Source organism: Bradyrhizobium jicamae, assembly GCF_018130215.1.
Taxonomy (GTDB): Bacteria; Pseudomonadota; Alphaproteobacteria; order Rhizobiales; family Xanthobacteraceae; genus Bradyrhizobium; species Bradyrhizobium jicamae_A.
In genome coordinates this window covers 11,796-27,474 of the sequence record NZ_JAFCKQ010000005.1, presented here as the reverse complement: position 1 = coordinate 27,474, position 15,679 = coordinate 11,796, and the positions used below count along the sequence as shown (strand labels likewise).

General features: G+C 65.1%; 15 protein-coding genes. 12 read left to right on the top strand and 3 right to left on the bottom strand.

Going from position 1 to position 15,679, the window contains the following annotated elements:
• Nucleotides 1-26: 26 nt before the first annotated feature.
• The 8 genes from soxY to JQ586_RS08860 all read left to right on the top strand — a co-directional run bounded on the left by soxY (nucleotide 27) and on the right by JQ586_RS08860 (nucleotide 5,761).
• Complete coding sequence (soxY, locus tag JQ586_RS08895; protein WP_212394155.1) at nucleotides 27-515, top strand: thiosulfate oxidation carrier protein SoxY; 489 nt, start codon at nucleotides 27-29, stop codon at nucleotides 513-515.
• Between the two features lie 21 nt (nucleotides 516-536).
• Nucleotides 537-848 (top strand): thiosulfate oxidation carrier complex protein SoxZ, encoded by a 312-nt coding sequence (gene soxZ, locus JQ586_RS08890; protein ID WP_212394154.1) that lies wholly within the window; start codon nucleotides 537-539, stop codon nucleotides 846-848.
• Nucleotides 845-1,702 carry a sulfur oxidation c-type cytochrome SoxA gene (gene soxA / locus JQ586_RS08885; RefSeq protein ID WP_212394153.1) on the top strand — a complete coding sequence of 286 codons (858 nt, stop codon included), beginning with the start codon at nucleotides 845-847 and terminating at the stop codon, nucleotides 1,700-1,702. Before soxZ ends, soxA begins: the two co-directional genes overlap by 4 nt.
• Complete coding sequence (locus JQ586_RS08880) at nucleotides 1,699-2,001, top strand: hypothetical protein (protein ID WP_212394152.1); 303 nt, start codon at nucleotides 1,699-1,701, stop codon at nucleotides 1,999-2,001. The genes soxA and JQ586_RS08880 overlap by 4 nt, the downstream gene beginning before the upstream one ends.
• An 82-nt stretch (nucleotides 2,002-2,083) precedes the next feature.
• Nucleotides 2,084-3,832 (top strand): thiosulfohydrolase SoxB, encoded by a 1,749-nt coding sequence (gene soxB, locus JQ586_RS08875; RefSeq protein WP_212394151.1) that lies wholly within the window; start codon nucleotides 2,084-2,086, stop codon nucleotides 3,830-3,832.
• Nucleotides 3,829-4,284, top strand: coding sequence for a hypothetical protein (locus tag JQ586_RS08870; RefSeq protein WP_212394150.1), 456 nt, complete (start codon nucleotides 3,829-3,831; stop codon nucleotides 4,282-4,284). Before soxB ends, JQ586_RS08870 begins: the two co-directional genes overlap by 4 nt.
• 183 nt (nucleotides 4,285-4,467) lie before the next feature.
• Nucleotides 4,468-5,508 (top strand): MBL fold metallo-hydrolase, encoded by a 1,041-nt coding sequence (locus JQ586_RS08865; RefSeq protein WP_212394149.1) that lies wholly within the window; start codon nucleotides 4,468-4,470, stop codon nucleotides 5,506-5,508.
• A gap of 79 nt (nucleotides 5,509-5,587) precedes the next feature.
• On the top strand, nucleotides 5,588-5,761 hold the full coding sequence (locus JQ586_RS08860; RefSeq protein ID WP_212394148.1) for a hypothetical protein: 174 nt from the start codon (nucleotides 5,588-5,590) through the stop codon (nucleotides 5,759-5,761).
• Here the strand turns inward: JQ586_RS08860 and JQ586_RS08855 are convergent.
• The gene (locus JQ586_RS08855) at nucleotides 5,734-7,026 is read right to left on the bottom strand and encodes a hypothetical protein (RefSeq protein ID WP_212394147.1); all 1,293 of its coding nucleotides are present in this window, start codon (nucleotides 7,024-7,026) and stop codon (nucleotides 5,734-5,736) included. The genes JQ586_RS08860 and JQ586_RS08855 overlap by 28 nt on opposite strands.
• Before the next feature lie 231 nt (nucleotides 7,027-7,257).
• On the opposite strand from JQ586_RS08855, the gene JQ586_RS08850 reads away from it, so the two are divergent.
• The 4 genes from JQ586_RS08850 to JQ586_RS41080 all read left to right on the top strand — a co-directional run bounded on the left by JQ586_RS08850 (nucleotide 7,258) and on the right by JQ586_RS41080 (nucleotide 13,036).
• Entirely contained in the window at nucleotides 7,258-8,454 is a 1,197-nt protein-coding gene (locus JQ586_RS08850; protein WP_212394146.1) for an MFS transporter, read from the top strand.
• A gap of 212 nt (nucleotides 8,455-8,666) precedes the next feature.
• Complete coding sequence (locus tag JQ586_RS08845) at nucleotides 8,667-10,544, top strand: chloride channel protein (protein ID WP_249147431.1); 1,878 nt, start codon at nucleotides 8,667-8,669, stop codon at nucleotides 10,542-10,544.
• 79 nt (nucleotides 10,545-10,623) lie between these two features.
• Nucleotides 10,624-12,342, top strand: a complete 1,719-nt coding sequence (locus JQ586_RS08840) for an amidohydrolase family protein (protein ID WP_212394145.1) — start codon at nucleotides 10,624-10,626, stop codon at nucleotides 12,340-12,342.
• Nucleotides 12,343-12,901: 559 nt separating this feature from the next.
• A complete protein-coding gene (locus JQ586_RS41080; RefSeq protein ID WP_283815429.1) occupies nucleotides 12,902-13,036 on the top strand; it encodes a hypothetical protein in 135 nt (44 codons plus the stop codon).
• Between the two features lie 330 nt (nucleotides 13,037-13,366).
• Here the strand turns inward: JQ586_RS41080 and JQ586_RS08835 are convergent, their stop codons facing one another.
• A complete protein-coding gene (locus JQ586_RS08835) occupies nucleotides 13,367-13,903 on the bottom strand; it encodes a DUF1330 domain-containing protein (RefSeq protein ID WP_212394144.1) in 537 nt (178 codons plus the stop codon).
• 250 nt (nucleotides 13,904-14,153) lie between these two features.
• Nucleotides 14,154-15,458, bottom strand: a complete 1,305-nt coding sequence (locus JQ586_RS08830; RefSeq protein WP_212394143.1) for an MFS transporter — start codon at nucleotides 15,456-15,458, stop codon at nucleotides 14,154-14,156.
• Nucleotides 15,459-15,679 lie beyond the last annotated feature (221 nt).

Here is a 15,679-nt window from a genome sequence, read left to right as displayed (position 1 = left end):
GACGACCGCCCTAGGAGATTTTTCGGATGAGCATCACGACTTCAGAGTTTTCCGGGAGGCGCCGCCTGGTGCTGAAGGGCGCCGGCGTCGCCGCGCTGATCGGCCTCGGCGTCGTTGCCATCGCGCCGCAGGCACTCGCCGCGAACGACAAATATCCGGAAGACGCCTTCAAACAGAAGGGCCAGGCCGACGCGATCAAGGCGCTCTATGGCAAGACCGCCGAACCATCCGACAAGGTGAAGATGGACGCGCCCGAGATCGCCGAGAACGGCGCCGTGGTGCCGGTCTCGGTCACGACGACGCTGACCGACGTGACCTCGATCTCGTTCCTGGTCGCCGAAAATCCCAATGCGCTCGCGGCCAGCTACAGGATTCCGGCCGGCACGGTGCCAAGCGTCGCCAACCGGCTGAAGATGGCCAAGACCACCAATGTGACCGCGATCGTCGAGGCCGGCGGCAAGCTCTTCAGCGCCACCAAGGAAGTGAAGGTCACGGTCGGCGGCTGCGGCGGCTAGGCTTAAACAGGGAATAGTCCGATGGCTTCAAGCATTCGCGTCCGCGCCACCGCCAACGGCGACATCACCGAGGTGCAGGCGCTGATCCAGCACCCGATGGACTCCGGCTTCGTCAAGGATGCGCAGGGCAACCTGATCCCGCCGCATTTCATCCAGGAGCTGACCTTCGAACATGACGGCAAACCGGTGTTCGTCGCCGACTGGGGCCCGGCCGTGTCCAAGGACCCTTACGTCAAGTTCTCGTTCAAGGGCGGCAAGAAGGGCGACGACCTCAAGATCAGCTGGGTCGACAACAAGGGCGCGACCGACGCCACCACGGCGAAGATCCAATGACGCCCCGTCTCGCAATCCGCGCGGCCATGGCGCTTGCGCTCGGCGTGCCGGCATTCGCGCCGGCGGCGCATGCGGCCGAGACGATCGATCCCGTCGCCGACAAGGCGGCGTTCCAGAAATTCTTCACCGACAAATTCCCCAAGCTGAAGCGCGAGGATTTCGTCAACGGTCCCTATTCGATGAACGAGGACCTGCACAAGCAATGGCAGGAGAAGGAGGAGTTTCCGCCCTACGAGTTCTCGCTCGAGGATGGCAAGCAGATGTTCACGACGCCGTTCAAGAACGGCAAGACCTACGCCGACTGCTTCCCGAACCAGGGCATCGGCATCCGTCAAAACTACCCTTACTTCGACGAGAAGGAAGGCAAGGTCGTCACCCTCGAGCTCGCCCTCAATCGCTGCCGCGAAGCCAATGGCGAGGCGCCGATCTCCTATGTGAAGGACGAGATGGCGGCGCTCACCGCCTATATGGCCTTTACCTCGCGCGGCAAGCCGATGGACATCAAGATCCCGAACGATCCGCGCGCGCTCGAGGCCTATCGGTTGGGCAAGGAATATTTCTACACCCGCCGCGGCCAGCTCAATTTCTCCTGCGCGACCTGCCATGTACAGAGCCCGGGCGAGCGCATCCGCGCCGAGGTGCTGGCGCCGGCGCTCGGCATTCTCAACGCGATGCCGATCTACCGTTCGGAATGGAGCGGCATGGGCACGACCAGCCGCCGCTTCATCACCTGCAACAGCCAGACCCGCGCCGTGCCGCTCAATCCGCAGGACGACGAGTACCGCAATCTCGAATATTATCTGTCCTACGTCAGCAACGGACTGCCGATCTCAGGACCGGGAGCACGGCCATGAGGACCATCGCAATCATCGCCGTGCTGCTGATCGCGAATGCGGGCACGGCGTTCGCCGCCTCCGAGGCCGATTACAAGGCGGCCTATGCCACAGCCGAAGCCGCCAACAAGGAAGCAGGCACCTTGCGCAACCAGTGGACCACCACCGCCTCGACGCTGGCCGCGGCGAAAAAGGCCGGAGATGCCGGCGATTTCGACACCGCGGTCGTCCAGGCCAGGGAAGCGGAGGCGCTGGCAAAGGCATCGATCTTCCAGGCCAACAGCGAGAAGCAACGCTGGAAGGACATGGAAATTCACTGAGACACACGAGTCAGGGAGGCACCGGCGAAAGGGGGAGAGAGCCCTACCACCGCGTGGCTTTGAACCAAATGCCGGGACAGTGATGATCATCCGCCGCCGGGAGCTTTTGAAGGCGACAGCCGCCGCGACACTGGCAGCCGGCCTGCCGCACCTCGTGCGCGGTGCGGAGACCGCCGGCGTCTACGATCTCGAGCGTTTCGGCAATGCACGCATCCTGCACATCACCGATACACATGCGCAGCTCAGGCCGGTGCTGTTCCGCGAGCCCAGCGTCAATCTCGGGGTCGGCGCGATGGCCGGCCAGCCGCCGCATCTGGTCGGCAAGGCGTTCCTCGACCGCTTCGGTATCCGGCCCGACAGCGCCGACGCCTATGCCTTCACGTCAGTCGAGTTCGAGAAGGCGGCCGTCCGCTTCGGCCGGCTCGGCGGCTTTGCGCATCTGAAGACGCTGATCGACAAGTTGCGCGCCGATGTCGGCGAGCGGCGCTCGGTGCTTCTCGACGGCGGCGACCTCTGGCAGGGCACTGGCCTGGCCAACACCATGAAGGGCGCCGACATGGTGGAGGCGGCCAATCTGCTCGGCATCGAAGCGATGACCGGGCATTGGGAATTCACCTATGGCGAGCAGGCGCTGCGCGACAATCTCGCCCGCTTCAAGGGCGAGTTCCTGGCGCAGAACGTGTTCCTGACCGAGGAAGCCGCCTTCAACGATGCCAAGGCATTCGATCCGGCCTCGGGGCGCGTCTTCAAGCCGTCGACCATCAAGGACATCGGCGGCCATCGTATCGCGATCATCGGGCAAGCCTTCCCCTATGTGCCGATCGCGCATCCCAAACGCTTCACGCCGGACTGGACCTTCGGTATCCGCGACGAGGAGTTGCAGAAGCTGGTCGACGGCCATCGCAACAACGACAAGGTCGAGGCGGTGATCCTGCTGTCGCACAACGGCATGGATGTCGACCTGAAGCTCGCGAGCCGCGTCACCGGCATCGACGTGATCCTCGGCGGCCACACCCATGACGCGATCCCGCTGCCGATCACGGTGACCAACGCCGGCGGCGTCACGCTGGTCACCAATGCCGGCTCCAACGGCAAGTTCGTCGGCGTGCTCGATCTCGAGCTTACCAAGGGCAAGGTCGCCAATGTGCGCTATCGCCTGCTGCCGGTGTTCTCGGAGTTGTTGAAGCCCGATCCCGCGATGCAGACGCTGATCGACAAGGTGCGCGGGCCGCATGTCGCCGACTGGAGCGACAAGCTCGCCTCCGCCGATCGCCTGCTCTATCGCCGCGACAATTTCTCCGGCACCGTCGACCAGCTGATCTGTGACGCGCTCGTGAGCGAGCTCAATGCCGAGATCGCGCTGTCGCCCGGCTTCCGCTGGGGCCTCACCACCCTGGCCGGCCAACCGCTGACCATGGAAGATCTGCTTTCGGAAACCGCAATCACCTACCCCGAAACCTATGTCGCCAGCATGACCGGCAGCCAGATCAGGGACGTGCTGGAAGACGTCTGCGACAACCTGTTCAACGCCGATCCCTATTATCAGCAGGGCGGCGACATGGTTCGCGTCGGCGGCCTCGCCTACACCTGCACGCCGGCGGAATCCGCCGGCAAGCGCATCTCCGAGCTGAAGCTGCCGAACGGCAGGCACCTCGAGTCCGGCAAGAGCTACAAGGTGGCCGGCTGGGCCTCGGTCAACCAGCAGAGCGGCGCGCCGGTCTGGGAGGTGGTTGCAAGGCATCTGCGCGCCGGGCGGCCTGCGAACCGGGACGCGCCGGGCGTGACGCTGAAGGGCGTCGACGACAATCCGGGCATCGTGAGGCAGGGATGACGCGACGCGCGATCACGACAGCGCTTTGCATCGCGCTGACGACGCTGGCGGCGCCGCTCGCGCGCGCCCAACTGGCGCCGCCACAGGACAAGCCGTTCGCCGAGCACAAGATCGTGCTGCAACTCTCCGACAATGATCCGAGGAAACAGGGCCTCGTGATCAGCGTCGCCAACAATCTGATGAAGCACTACGACCCCGACAAGGTCGCGGTCGAGATCGTCGCCTTCGGCCCGGGCATCGAGCTGCTCAAGCCTGACAATCCGAACCGCAAGCTGGTCGAGAGCCTGGTCGCGCAGGGCGCGCGGGTCGATATTTGCCTCAACACCGTCGACACCATCGAACGCGAGACCGGCAAGCGGCCGGATTACATCTCCGCCGCCACGCCGGTGCAGGTCGGCGTCGCGCAGATCCTGCTGCTGACCGAGAACGGATACACGCTGGTTCGCCCCTGACACCGTCATTGCGAGCGAAGCGACGCAAGCGATGTTCGGGAGAAGGGCTAAGGCTACTCCGTCCTTGGTGGGAGGAAATCCTCTTCGGTCAACCCGAGATTTGGGGACGAATCCTGTTTGAGAACGGCATCAAACTAGAATAATATCCTCCGCGAGACTCAATCAGAGACCGCGGCAGCCGTCATGATCTTTCGCCAACTCTTCGACAGCGTATCCGGCACCTACAGCTATCTGCTCGCAAGCCGCGCCGGCGGCGAAGCCCTGATCCTCGATCCCGTGCTGGAGAAGGCCGACCGCTACTGCAAGCTGCTGCAGGAGCTCGATCTCAGGCTGGTGAAAGCCGTCGACACCCATCTGCATGCCGACCACGTCACCGGCCTGGGCGAACTGCGCGACCGCACCCAGTGCATCACCATCATGGGGGAGCAGAGCAAGGCCGACGTGGTGTCGATGCGCGTCTCCGACGGCGACAAGGTGATGATCGAGGGCCTGTGCCTGGAGGCGATGTACACGCCGGGCCACACCGACGATTCCTACAGCTACCTGATGGGCGACCGTGTCTTCACCGGCGACACGCTGCTGATCCGCGGCACCGGCCGCACCGACTTCCAGAACGGCAGCGCACGCGCGCAGTACGATTCGATCTTCAACCGCCTGCTCAAGCTGCCCGAGGAGACCATGGTGTTCCCCGCGCATGACTACAAGGGCGACACTGTCTCCACCATCGGCGAGGAGAAGCGCTACAATCCGCGGCTGCAGGTGAAGTCGATCGACGACTATGTCGAACTGATGAACAATCTCAACTTGCCCAACCCGAAGCTGATGGATGTCGTGGTGCCCGCCAACATGCATGTCGGCCTGCACCAGGACGAGCTTGCCAGGGAAGGCCTCTCGGTCTCGGCGCGCGATGCGATCACAAGCCTCGGGCGGCCCGACATCCTGCTTGTCGATCTGCGCGAGAGCGGAGAGCGCGCCAAGCACGGCATGCTCCCCGGCGCCCTGCATGCGCCCTACCCCGCGATCGGCGAGAGCCTGCTACCCGGCGGCATGCTGCGCGAGGTCGCCGCCGCAACCGGCCGCCGCGTGGTGTTCTTCTGCGCGTTCGGCGAGCGCTCGGCGATGGCGGTGGCCGCCGCGAAGAAGGCCGGACTCCCGAACACCGCGCACATCGAAGGCGGCATCGACGCCTGGAAGAAGGCCGGCGGGCCGGTGGTGCACGGGTGATTCCGTAGCCCGATCACATTACAACGCGCGCGAACCGGCGTAGACTGCCGGCAACCAATCCGCTGCGCAGGGGAAACGTATGGGCAAAGCCAGGAAGACCAACGAGGGCGGCGCCAAGGGCGGGGTCAACGCAGACGACAAATCGAAAATGCCGCCTCCGCTGCCGTCGCAGCAGGATGACGAATGCGACGAGGACGGCGACCTCGCGACGCCGAAGCTCGACCGCTACGGCAATGACGACGAGCCGTTGTAGGACGACGGGGATAGAGTTCGGCAAAAATCCTCGCTCTCGATCGCCCTGATGCTTTCGCGATCGAGCAGATGCGCGCCGAAGCCGCCGCGTGCGAGGCGGGTCGCGAGCCGCGGCGATGCCAGCAGCAGCGCGACCGTCATCGCCAGCGGCACGGCGCTGAGCCAGTCGAGCCGCACCGGCGTCAATTCCTCCGTGCTGCCCTGATACGCGCCGTGGCCGGCGGCGAGGCGCCCGCACTCCCTCACGATGTCGCGCCGCGTGCCCTCGCGCGAGGCGCTGCCGAGCAGCGCCTGCATCGCCAGATGCGTACGCACGCCGGCGCGACTCTCGGCAAGCGGCGCCGGGGTCTCGCCGCGCGAGACCCGCAGCAGCAGATCGACCAGATCGGTGCCGGCGCGATACGCATTGACCGGCTCGACCAGCCGCGGATTGCAGTCGATCAGAAGCGGCGTCGTGCTGTCGAGCGGCATGATGGCATCGACCGACAGCGCACCGTGCCAGCCGAGATGCGCGCCGATGGTCGCGAGCCAGGCGCGCACAAGAGGCCGGGTGACGCTCTCCTTGACCGCCTCGCCGCCGCCGACACCGGCCGCGACCTGACGATAGGCATGGAAGCCGACCAGCGCACCGCGACAAAACACCGATTGCGCCTTCTCGGTGGTGCCGGTGACGAGATCCTGCACCAACACCTCGCCGTCGAAATCTCCGCCCGACTCGAGATCGTAGAGCGCAAGATTGAGATCGCTCGAGTCGCGCACGAACCAGACGCCGCGGCTGGCGGTGCCGACCGAGGTCTTGACCACAGACGGAAAACGCACAGCCCCGCGCAGTTCGTCGGCCGAGGTCACGATGCGCGTCGGCGGCTGCGGCAGGCCGAGCTGATCGAGCAAACGACTGAACCCGGCCTTGCCGTGCACCATGCGGTAGCTGGCGAAATCCGGCAGAGCGAGGGCGGCGCGCGCCGTGAGCCGGTCGCAGACACGCGCGAAGGCAAGACCCTGCTCATGGGTCGGCAGCAGCACGTCGAAGCGCTGCGACGACAGGAGATGCTCGACATAGCGGAGGAAGCCCGCCGGATCGCTGCGCAACGGCGGGCAATGGTGGAATTTGCGCACGAAGCGGGAATAGCGCGCCAGGCACCACCGCGAGGGATCGCAGACCTCGACGTGGTGGCCGGCCAGCCCGAGGATCGTGATCGCCTCGCGGCCGGAGGTGCTAGACCCCTCCGGCACGAGCACGCGGAGCAGCTGCCTGACCTCGACCATGACCGATCATCGCCGCGCAGCCGCCTGTTGTCGCCGCCTTTGATGCCGCATGCGGCATCCGGAGCGTTTTCGAGCGAAGCAGCGACCTGTCCGCGTGAAGAAAACGCGTCGAAACAACGGCCTACCCTTGCTTCCGGGGGCAGCCATGCAGCCGCGTTCATGGACAATTAGCGGCCAGCCTCTATTTTCGGCCGGCCTCGCCGGGCTGTTTGGAACAGGGTTTTCTCCGATATGGTCGACATTCTGGCTGCGCCGCAGCAGACGAAAGCCGACAGCGCGCTCCGCACGCTGACGGGGATTTCGGTTGCCCATTGGGTCAGCCATTTCCACATCTTCGTGCTGCCGATGCTGTTTCCGTTCCTGAAGGCACAGCTCGGCGTCGGCTATGTCGAACTCGGCTTCGCGCTCACGGTGTTCGCGGTCACCTCCGCGCTGACCCAGGCGCCGATCGGCTACCTCGCCGACCATATCGGCGCGCGCAAGATCCTCCTGATCGGGCTCACCGTCGGCGGCTGTTCGCTGATCGGGCTCGGCCTGCATCTGAGCTATCCCGCGCTGATCGTCAGCGCCGTGACGCTCGGGCTCGCCAACAGCGTCTATCACCCGGCCGACTACGCCATCCTGGCGGCGCATATGGACGAGGCGCGGATGGGCCGCGCCTTCTCGATCCACACCTTCGCCGGCTATCTCGGCGGCGCGGTGGCACCGGCGATCATGGCGGCGCTGGTCGGCGCGATCGGCGGGCTCGGCGCCCTGATCGCGGCCGGCGCGATCGGCCCGCTGGTGGCGCTGTTCCTGATCGTGCTCGGCATTCCCGACGCAGGCGCAAACAAGGGCAAGGCCAGGGACGAGGCGGCAGCGAAGACCAGCGTGATCACGCCGGCGTTGATGGTGCTGACCGCCTTCTTCACGCTGCTCAGCCTGTCGACCGCAGGCATCAATAATTTCGGCGTCGTTGCCCTGATGGGCGGCTACGGCACCTCGTTCTCCACCGCCAATGTCGCGCTGACCGCGTTCCTCGGTGCCAGCGCCGTCGGTGTGCTCGCCGGCGGCTATCTCGCCGACTGGACCCATCGCCACAGCCAGGTCGCCGCGGCCTGCTTCGCGGTCAATGCCGTCCTCGTGCTCGTGATCGCGCTGGTGAACCTGCCCGCGGTGGCGCTGACGCTGGCCATGGGGCTCGCCGGGTTCCTTGGCGGCGTGATCGCGCCGTCCCGCGACATGATGGTGCGCAACGCCGCGCCGGCCGGCGCCGCCGGGCGCGCCTTCGGCATCGTCTCCACCGGCTTCAACTTCGGCGGCATCGTCAGCCCGCTGCTGTTCGGCTGGATCATGGACCAGCACATGCCGCACTGGGTGTTCGGCGCCTCGGTCATCTTCATGGTGCTGACCGTGCTGCTGGCGCTGGTCACCGACCGCAAGCGTTAACGTAGCGCGACAAACCCGGTCCGGGTCGCACGCCCCAAGGGAAAATTCGCCTCTCCCTGCCCGCGGAATTGGGCCGATTTGGCTCGAATTCAACCTGCTCCAGGACGTTCATTTTCGGGCCGGTTTTCCCGAAGGCATGCGGATTCGTCCGCTTGTAATTATATCGTAGTACGATATGACGCGGCGTCCCGCATCAAATCCCGTCCGAGCCAATGAGCGTCATTTCCGCCAAAACGAGCGCGTCAGCCAAAGCCAGCCACTATCTCGGCGATTTCACCACTGATCCGCGCGTCGTGGTGATCTCGGCGATTGCCGTCGTCGTCGCCAGCGTCGGCGTGGTGGCCGGCTTCGCGCTGCTGCAATTGATCAAGCTCGCCACCAACATCGCCTATTTCGGCCGCTTTGCCTTCACTGACGTGAAGCTGCAGGATTCGCCGCTCGGGCTCTGGATGGTGCTGGTTCCCGTCGCAGGCTCGCTGATCATCGGCCTGATGGCGCGCTACGGCAGCGAGAAGATCCGCGGCCACGGCATTCCGGAAGCCATCGAAGCGATCCTGCTCGGCCGCTCGCGGCTCGGTGCCAAGGTCGCGATCCTCAAGCCGCTGTCGTCGGCAGTGGCGATCGGCACCGGCGGCCCGTTCGGCGCCGAGGGCCCGATCATCATGACCGGCGGTGCGATCGGCTCGCTGATCGCCCAGATGCTCCCGGTGACCGACAACGAACGCAAGACGTTGCTGGTGGCCGGCGCCGCCGCCGGCATGACCACCGTGTTCGGCACGCCGATCGCCGCGATCATGCTCGCGGTCGAGCTCCTGCTGTTCGAATGGACGCCGCGCAGCTTCATTCCGGTCACCGTCGCCGCCGTCGTCGCCGCGGTCGAGCGGGGCATCTTCTTTCATATGTCCGCGCCGCTTTTCCCGTTCACGGGCAGCGTCGACATCTCGCTGCTGCAGCTTGGCGCATGGGTGTTGATCGGAATCCTCTCAGGCCTTTTGTCGGGCGTGCTGACGCGGCTGGTCTATGGCAGCGAGGACGCCTTCCAGAAGCTGCCGATCCACTGGATGTGGTGGCCGATGATCGGCGGCCTGGTCGTCGGCATCGGCGGCCTGATCGACCCGCGGGCGCTCAGCGTCGGCTATGACAATCTCGCCGCGATGCTGAATGGCGACATGGTGCTGAAGGCCGCACTGCTCTTGCTGGTGGTGAAGGCCGTGATCTGGTCGGTCGCGCTCGGCTCGGGCACGTCGGGCGGCGTGCTGGCGCCGCTTCTGATCATGGGCGGCGCGATGGGCACGGCGCTGAGCGGCTATCTGCCATCCGCCAGTCCCGGGTTCTGGGCACTGCTCGCGATGGCGGCGACGATGGGCGGCACGATGCGCTCGCCGCTGACCGCAACCTTCTTCGCCGTCGAGCTGACCGGCAACACCCACGTGCTGCTGCCGCTGATTGCGGCCTGCGGCACCGCGCATGGCGTGACCGTGCTGCTGATGCGGCGCTCGATCCTGACCGAAAAGGTCGCGCGGCGCGGCCATCATCTGGTTCGCGAATATCGCGTCGATCCGTTCGCGTTGACGCGGGTGCGCGAGGTGATGACCAAGGCGGTCGAGACCGTGTCCGACACCATGACGCTGCATGGCGCCGCGGCCTTCCTGACCCATCCGAAGACCGGACATCCGAGCTTCCCGGTGGTTGACGCCAACCATCGCGTGCTCGGCGTCATCGATCCGCCGTCGGTGCTGCGCTGGCGGCGCGCCGGCAAGCATCGCACCGCGACGCTTGGCAGCCTGCTGACGGGGAGCAAGATCACCGTCGCCTATCCCGATGAATATCTCGACCGGCTCGCCGACCGCCTGTTGCAGGTCAACGTCTCGCATCTGCCGGTGATCTCGCGCGAGGACCAGCGGCTGGTCGGCTATATCGGCTGGAAGGACCTGATGCGGGTGCGCGCCAAGCTGCAGGCCGAGGAGACCCAGAAGACGTCAATCTTCAGCGCCTCAACGCAAATGAGCGCGGTGCCGGTTCCCGCAAATTTCGCCGCACGAAACGGCGCCGAGACCGCATCGCGCGAGACGCCGCCGGCGCATTCCTGAGCCTCGTCCCCGACAGTTGACAGCATCAAGGGGTCACCCATGATGCTGCCAAGCAAGAACAGCCACGGGATGATGCGCCATGACCTCGACCCCCGACCTCGTGATCCGCGGCGGCACCATTGCCGACGGCAAGGGCGGCGATCTCTATGAAGCCGATGTCGCCATCTCCGGTGGCCGCATCGCCGAGGTCGGCAAGGTCGCGGCGACAGGCAGGGAAGAGATCGACGCGCGCGGCAAGCTCGTGGCTCCGGGCTTCGTCGACGTCCACACGCATTACGACGGCCAGGTGACCTGGAGCCACGATATCACGCCGTCGTCGCAGAACGGCGTCACCACCGCGATCATGGGCAATTGCGGCGTCGGCTTCGCGCCGTGCCGGCCGAGCGACCACGTCCGCCTGATCCAGCTGATGGAGGGCGTCGAGGACATTCCGGAGCCGGTGCTGAGCGCCGGCATCCCCTGGGCGTGGGAGAGCTTCCCCGACTACATGGACTGGCTGTCGAAGCGCAGTTTCGACATGGATGTCGGCGCCCAGCTGCCCCATGCGGCGCTGCGCGTCTATGTGATGGGCGAGCGCGGCGCGCGCCGTGATCCCGCAACGCCTGACGACAACAAGGCGATGGCGGCGCTCGCCGGCGACGCCGTGCGGGCGGGCGCACTGGGTTTCTCGACCTCGCGCACGCTCAATCACCGGACCTCGACCGGCGACTACACGCCGACGCTGAAAGCCGGGGAGGACGAATTGACCGCGATCGCCGGCGCAATGCACGGCGTCGGCCGCAGCGTGCTGCAGTTCGTGCTCGACCAGAGCACCGTTCACGAAGATCTGCCGATGATGCTGCGGGTCGCCGAGAATACCCGATGCCCGATCTCGTTTTCCGTCGCCCAGGCCGACAAGGCGCCGCGGCGCTGGCGGCAGACGATGGATACCATCAATGAAGCCGCCGCGCGTGGCCTGTCGATCACGACCCAGATAGCCGCGCGGCCCGTCGGGCTGCTGCTCGGGCTGGAATTGTCGCGCAACCCGTTCCAGACCCATCCAGGCTACCGCGCGATCGCCGGGCTGCCGCTGGCCGAGCGGCTCGCACATTTGCGCCGGCCCGAGATACGCGCCGCGATCCTGAGCGAAACGGCGACGGCGACCGACGACCCGCTGTTCTTCCGGCCGAACTACGACAAGATGTATCTGCTGGGTAATCCGCCGGACTATGAGCAGCCGCCGGAGAACGCGCTCGGCCCGCAGGCGCGCCGCCAGGGCCGTCAGCCGGAAGAACTCGCCTATGACGCGATGCTGACCGACGAGGGCCGCGGCATGCTCTATGTGCCGTTCCTGAATTATGCCGACGGCAATCTCGATGCCGTGCATGAAATGCTTCGCGAACCGAGTGCCGTGCCGGGCCTCTCCGACGGCGGCGCACATTGCGGGATCATCTGCGATGCCAGCTTCCCGACCTATCTGCTAACGCACTGGACGCGCGACCGCAGCCGCGGCGAAAAGCTCTCGATCCCGTTCGTGGTCGCGGCGCAGTCGCGCAAGACCGCGCTGTCCGTTGGTCTCCATGATCGCGGCGTGATCGCGCCCGGCTTCAAGGCCGACGTCAACGTGATCGATTACGACCGGCTGCATCTGCATCCGCCCAAGGTGCATTACGACCTCCCCGTCGGCGGCCGCCGCCTGCTGCAGCAGGTCGATGGCTACGACGCCACGATCGTGTCCGGTATCGTCACGCAGCGCGAAGGCAAGGCCACCGGCGTGCGGCCGGGCAGGCTCGTACGCGGCGCGCAGGGGATGCAATGAGTCTGCCGCCCGGATGACGCGAAGCGCAATCCGGGACATTCTCGATTGCGGCCAGACCTGCCCCGGATTTCGCTGCGCTCGTCGAAGCAAACGCTCAGTCGCACCGTTTCGTGTCGGCACTTTCGTCAGGTGCCGCGCGCCTTCGTGCCATCGCTTCAACCGTCTCGATGATGCTCAGCCGGACCGTTCGATCCTTGATCGAGCGAAACGCACGCAGGAGCCGAAATATTGTCGCCGCGTCCCTGGCGAGGTCTTCCTTCGACAAAATGGTTCCTCAGTGCGAGCATGGCCATACTCAAACGCATCGAAGCAGCGACTTGAATCGAAAGGGGCCGCACACGCCGCGGCCCCTTGCCGGTAAAATCTGAAAATTTGCTCGGTATTGAAAACTAGCCCCGGCAACCCTGAGATTAGGGTTTTCCCGGCCCGGTGTGGATTCCGTAGAACCACGGAATTGCCGGCGCAGGACGCCCGTCCGAGCAACCGCCAATCATTGCTCGGCGACCTCGCTATCGATGCTCGCAATCTGAAGATCGTTTGGCGTCACGGGAGTAGGACGATGCTCGGCGCCTTCGTATCGCTCTGCGAGGTCGAGCAGTCGCCGCTTGATGAAAGGATCAGCTCGCGCGGCCAGATCGCGCACCAGACTTGCGCGCTGCTTCCTGAAGTCTTCGCCCAACATGGCATCCCCTAACAGCAACAATCAGAAACATGGCGATCATAACGCGAGGGTCCGTCCGGGGAAATGCCTCTCCTCATGGATTGGCATGTAATATGCTTTGACGAAGGCCAAAACTGAGGATGCGTCGTGAGGCGGGATCTTTTGGCCATCAGCGGAGGCATCCTGACCGCCGGCGTTATCGCCTGGGTGATGTGGGGCAATCCTGAAAATGTGCCCCACATGCACTCGACGCAGGCATTGGCAGCCGATCCTGATCTGAGGCTCGTCTCCGAACGCAGTCCCTACATGCGAAACGAGCGTTAGGGCGTGCAGCGGCGGGCTGGGCCGCCGCTGGCCGCGTTGTCATTTCTGCTCGATACCCTCGATCCCGATCGCGCGGAAGCTGGCATATTTGTTGCCGACGTCTGCCTCGAGCTGCGTCTGCTTGATGCCGAATGCCTTGAGCGTGTCCATATCGGGAAATTGAATCAGCACCACGCGATTTGCCGGAGGCGATCCACTCATGCTGATCGCCTTGTTGGCGCCGCCGCCGAGGTACTTGCCGCCATGTTCCTTGATGTTGGCTTGCGCCTTGGGCAGAAAGTCCTTGGTGTAACCATCCGGATCCTTGACATTGATTTCCGCTACCGAATAAGCGGGGACCTTGCCTTGCGCGTGCAAGACGCTGCCCGCACCAACGCCCAGAACGAAGCTGGCGATTGCAGCCGTCACAATTTTACCAACGGATTTCATTGCCACTTTCTCCCTCATCGCGTGCGCGGATGCCGGGGCGCACGCCGCCCGTTCGAAATCGGCAGCGTCATGTGCGCAAAAACGGATCGAGTAGGTCTGGGTGATATCGAAATCGACTGGTCGCAGCTTATTCCTGCGGCAAGACATTACAATGTCCGCCGTTGCGCAGATGCCGTCGGTGATGGCCGGGCCAGCAACACCCGGTAACAGACGCGCAGAGAAGCCGACGCCGCAGCTTGTGTCGCTGCAAAGCCGGGGCGCTCGAAGCGGAATGCGATCCGGGTGCGGTCTCTCGAGGGAAGTGAGCTCGTGAAGGCAAATCCCTCACCCGGATGTCACGCTGACGCGCGACATCCGGCCTCTCTCAAAGGGTGAGGTAAAGCGGAGCGTCGCCGTCCTACGTCGGCGAAACCGCGCCTTTGATCGCGCGGTCCGGCTGCGAGGTGCCTGTCAGCCGGGCGCGCTCGGTGTTCGGCCACAGCAGCAGCAGCCCGAGCACGCCGGAGCCGACCAGGATCGCGGCGTTGATGGAGAAGCCGATCATGTAGCCTGCCATCGGCGAGCCGGCATGCTGGATGACGCCGCCCATCACCATTGGCGCCAGGATGCCCGATATCGTGTACAGCGCGCCGTAGATCGCGATCACGGCGCCGCGCTGCGACACCGGCGTAAACTCGCCGAGCATCGGCGGGCAGACCACATAGATCGAGCCGCACAGGCCGGAGCCGATCACCAGCAGCGCGATCATCAATCCCCCGGGCGCGACATAGGGCAGCGTGGCGAGGACGCAGCCGCCAACGACCAGCGGAGCCGCGCCGAGCACGCCGCGTGCGCCACGGGTGGTGAAGCCGCGTGCCAGCATGAGCTGCGAGATCCATCCCGTGAGGATCACGATCGTCGCGCCGAAGACCCAGGGCAGGATCGAGATGAAGCCGGCCTGCTGCTGCGAGAAGCCGAGCCCTTCGATGATGAAGGAGGTGAACCAGGTGAGGCCGAGCGACAGCGCCCAATAGGCGCCGAAGGTCGAGACCACGCAACCGACGAAGGTGCGCGACGTCAGCAGCTTCCAGTAGGAAATCTTCGGCTCGCTGGCGGCGGTCGCGGCACTCGGGACCAGTGGCCCTTCCTTGCCGAGCGCGAACCAGGCGACGGCCCACAACAGGCCGACGATGCCGAGCGCGCCGAAGGCATGATGCCAGCTGTGATTGACGATGACCCAATTCAGCGCCGGCACGGCAAGGATCACGCCGAATGCCGAGCCCTGCGACAGAATCGCGGTCGGAAGCGTGCGCTTCTCGTCGGGAAACCATTTGTAGACGGCATGCGCGGCGACCGAGAACGCCGGCCCTTCACCGGCGCCAAGGATGATGCGGCAGATCAACAGCGTCGCGAAGCTCACGCTTCCGATCATCGGAAACTGCGCGAGCGCCCAGATCACCGCCAGGATCAGCAGCACCCAGCGGGTCTGCACGCTGTTGACGATGAAACCGACGATGATTCCCGAGATCGAGAACAGCAGGAAGAAGGACGATCCGAGGGTCCCGAACTGCTCCTGGGTGAGACCGAGCTCGGTCTTGATCGGTACGCCCGCGAGCCCGACCACGATCTTGTCCGCAAAGTTCACCACCATGTACAGGAACAGAAGGAAGGTGATCGTCCAGGCGCCCCTCGGCGTGTCCTTGGGCGTCGGTTGCGTGGTCATGTCTAACTCCCCGTCGTATCGTTTTGGCTTCTGTGATATCGGCCCATGAAGGGATGCTAGCCACGCCTTGCCGGACAACGCAACACCGCATTTCCTCGGGAAGAGTGGCTTTCGCGGCGGAATTCCGGGCCAAGGTTTCGCGCTCGCGGCAGTCGATCACGATCCCGTCGCCGCAGGATTGAAGCGGTGATCCGGCGGGGCCCGGCTGCTATGCTTGCGAT

Excerpts from the sequence above, each read along its gene's own strand:
- JQ586_RS08880 (WP_212394152.1), top strand. The coding sequence starts at position 1,699 with ATGAGGACCATCGCAATCATCGCCGTGCTGCTGATCGCGAATGCGGGC.
- soxA (WP_212394153.1), top strand. The coding sequence starts at position 845 with ATGACGCCCCGTCTCGCAATCCGCGCGGCCATGGCGCTTGCGCTCGGC.
- soxY (WP_212394155.1), top strand. The coding sequence starts at position 27 with ATGAGCATCACGACTTCAGAGTTTTCCGGGAGGCGCCGCCTGGTGCTG.
- JQ586_RS08830 (WP_212394143.1), bottom strand. The coding sequence starts at position 15,458 with ATGACCACGCAACCGACGCCCAAGGACACGCCGAGGGGCGCCTGGACG.
- JQ586_RS41080 (WP_283815429.1), top strand. The coding sequence starts at position 12,902 with ATGCTCGGCGCCTTCGTATCGCTCTGCGAGGTCGAGCAGTCGCCGCTT.
- soxB (WP_212394151.1), top strand. The coding sequence starts at position 2,084 with ATGATCATCCGCCGCCGGGAGCTTTTGAAGGCGACAGCCGCCGCGACA.
- soxZ (WP_212394154.1), top strand. The coding sequence starts at position 537 with ATGGCTTCAAGCATTCGCGTCCGCGCCACCGCCAACGGCGACATCACC.
- JQ586_RS08870 (WP_212394150.1), top strand. The coding sequence starts at position 3,829 with ATGACGCGACGCGCGATCACGACAGCGCTTTGCATCGCGCTGACGACG.
- JQ586_RS08850 (WP_212394146.1), top strand. The coding sequence starts at position 7,258 with ATGGTCGACATTCTGGCTGCGCCGCAGCAGACGAAAGCCGACAGCGCG.
- JQ586_RS08835 (WP_212394144.1), bottom strand. The coding sequence starts at position 13,903 with ATGTCTTGCCGCAGGAATAAGCTGCGACCAGTCGATTTCGATATCACC.
- JQ586_RS08840 (WP_212394145.1), top strand. The coding sequence starts at position 10,624 with ATGACCTCGACCCCCGACCTCGTGATCCGCGGCGGCACCATTGCCGAC.
- JQ586_RS08860 (WP_212394148.1), top strand. The coding sequence starts at position 5,588 with ATGGGCAAAGCCAGGAAGACCAACGAGGGCGGCGCCAAGGGCGGGGTC.
- JQ586_RS08845 (WP_249147431.1), top strand. The coding sequence starts at position 8,667 with ATGAGCGTCATTTCCGCCAAAACGAGCGCGTCAGCCAAAGCCAGCCAC.
- JQ586_RS08855 (WP_212394147.1), bottom strand. The coding sequence starts at position 7,026 with ATGGTCGAGGTCAGGCAGCTGCTCCGCGTGCTCGTGCCGGAGGGGTCT.
- JQ586_RS08865 (WP_212394149.1), top strand. The coding sequence starts at position 4,468 with ATGATCTTTCGCCAACTCTTCGACAGCGTATCCGGCACCTACAGCTAT.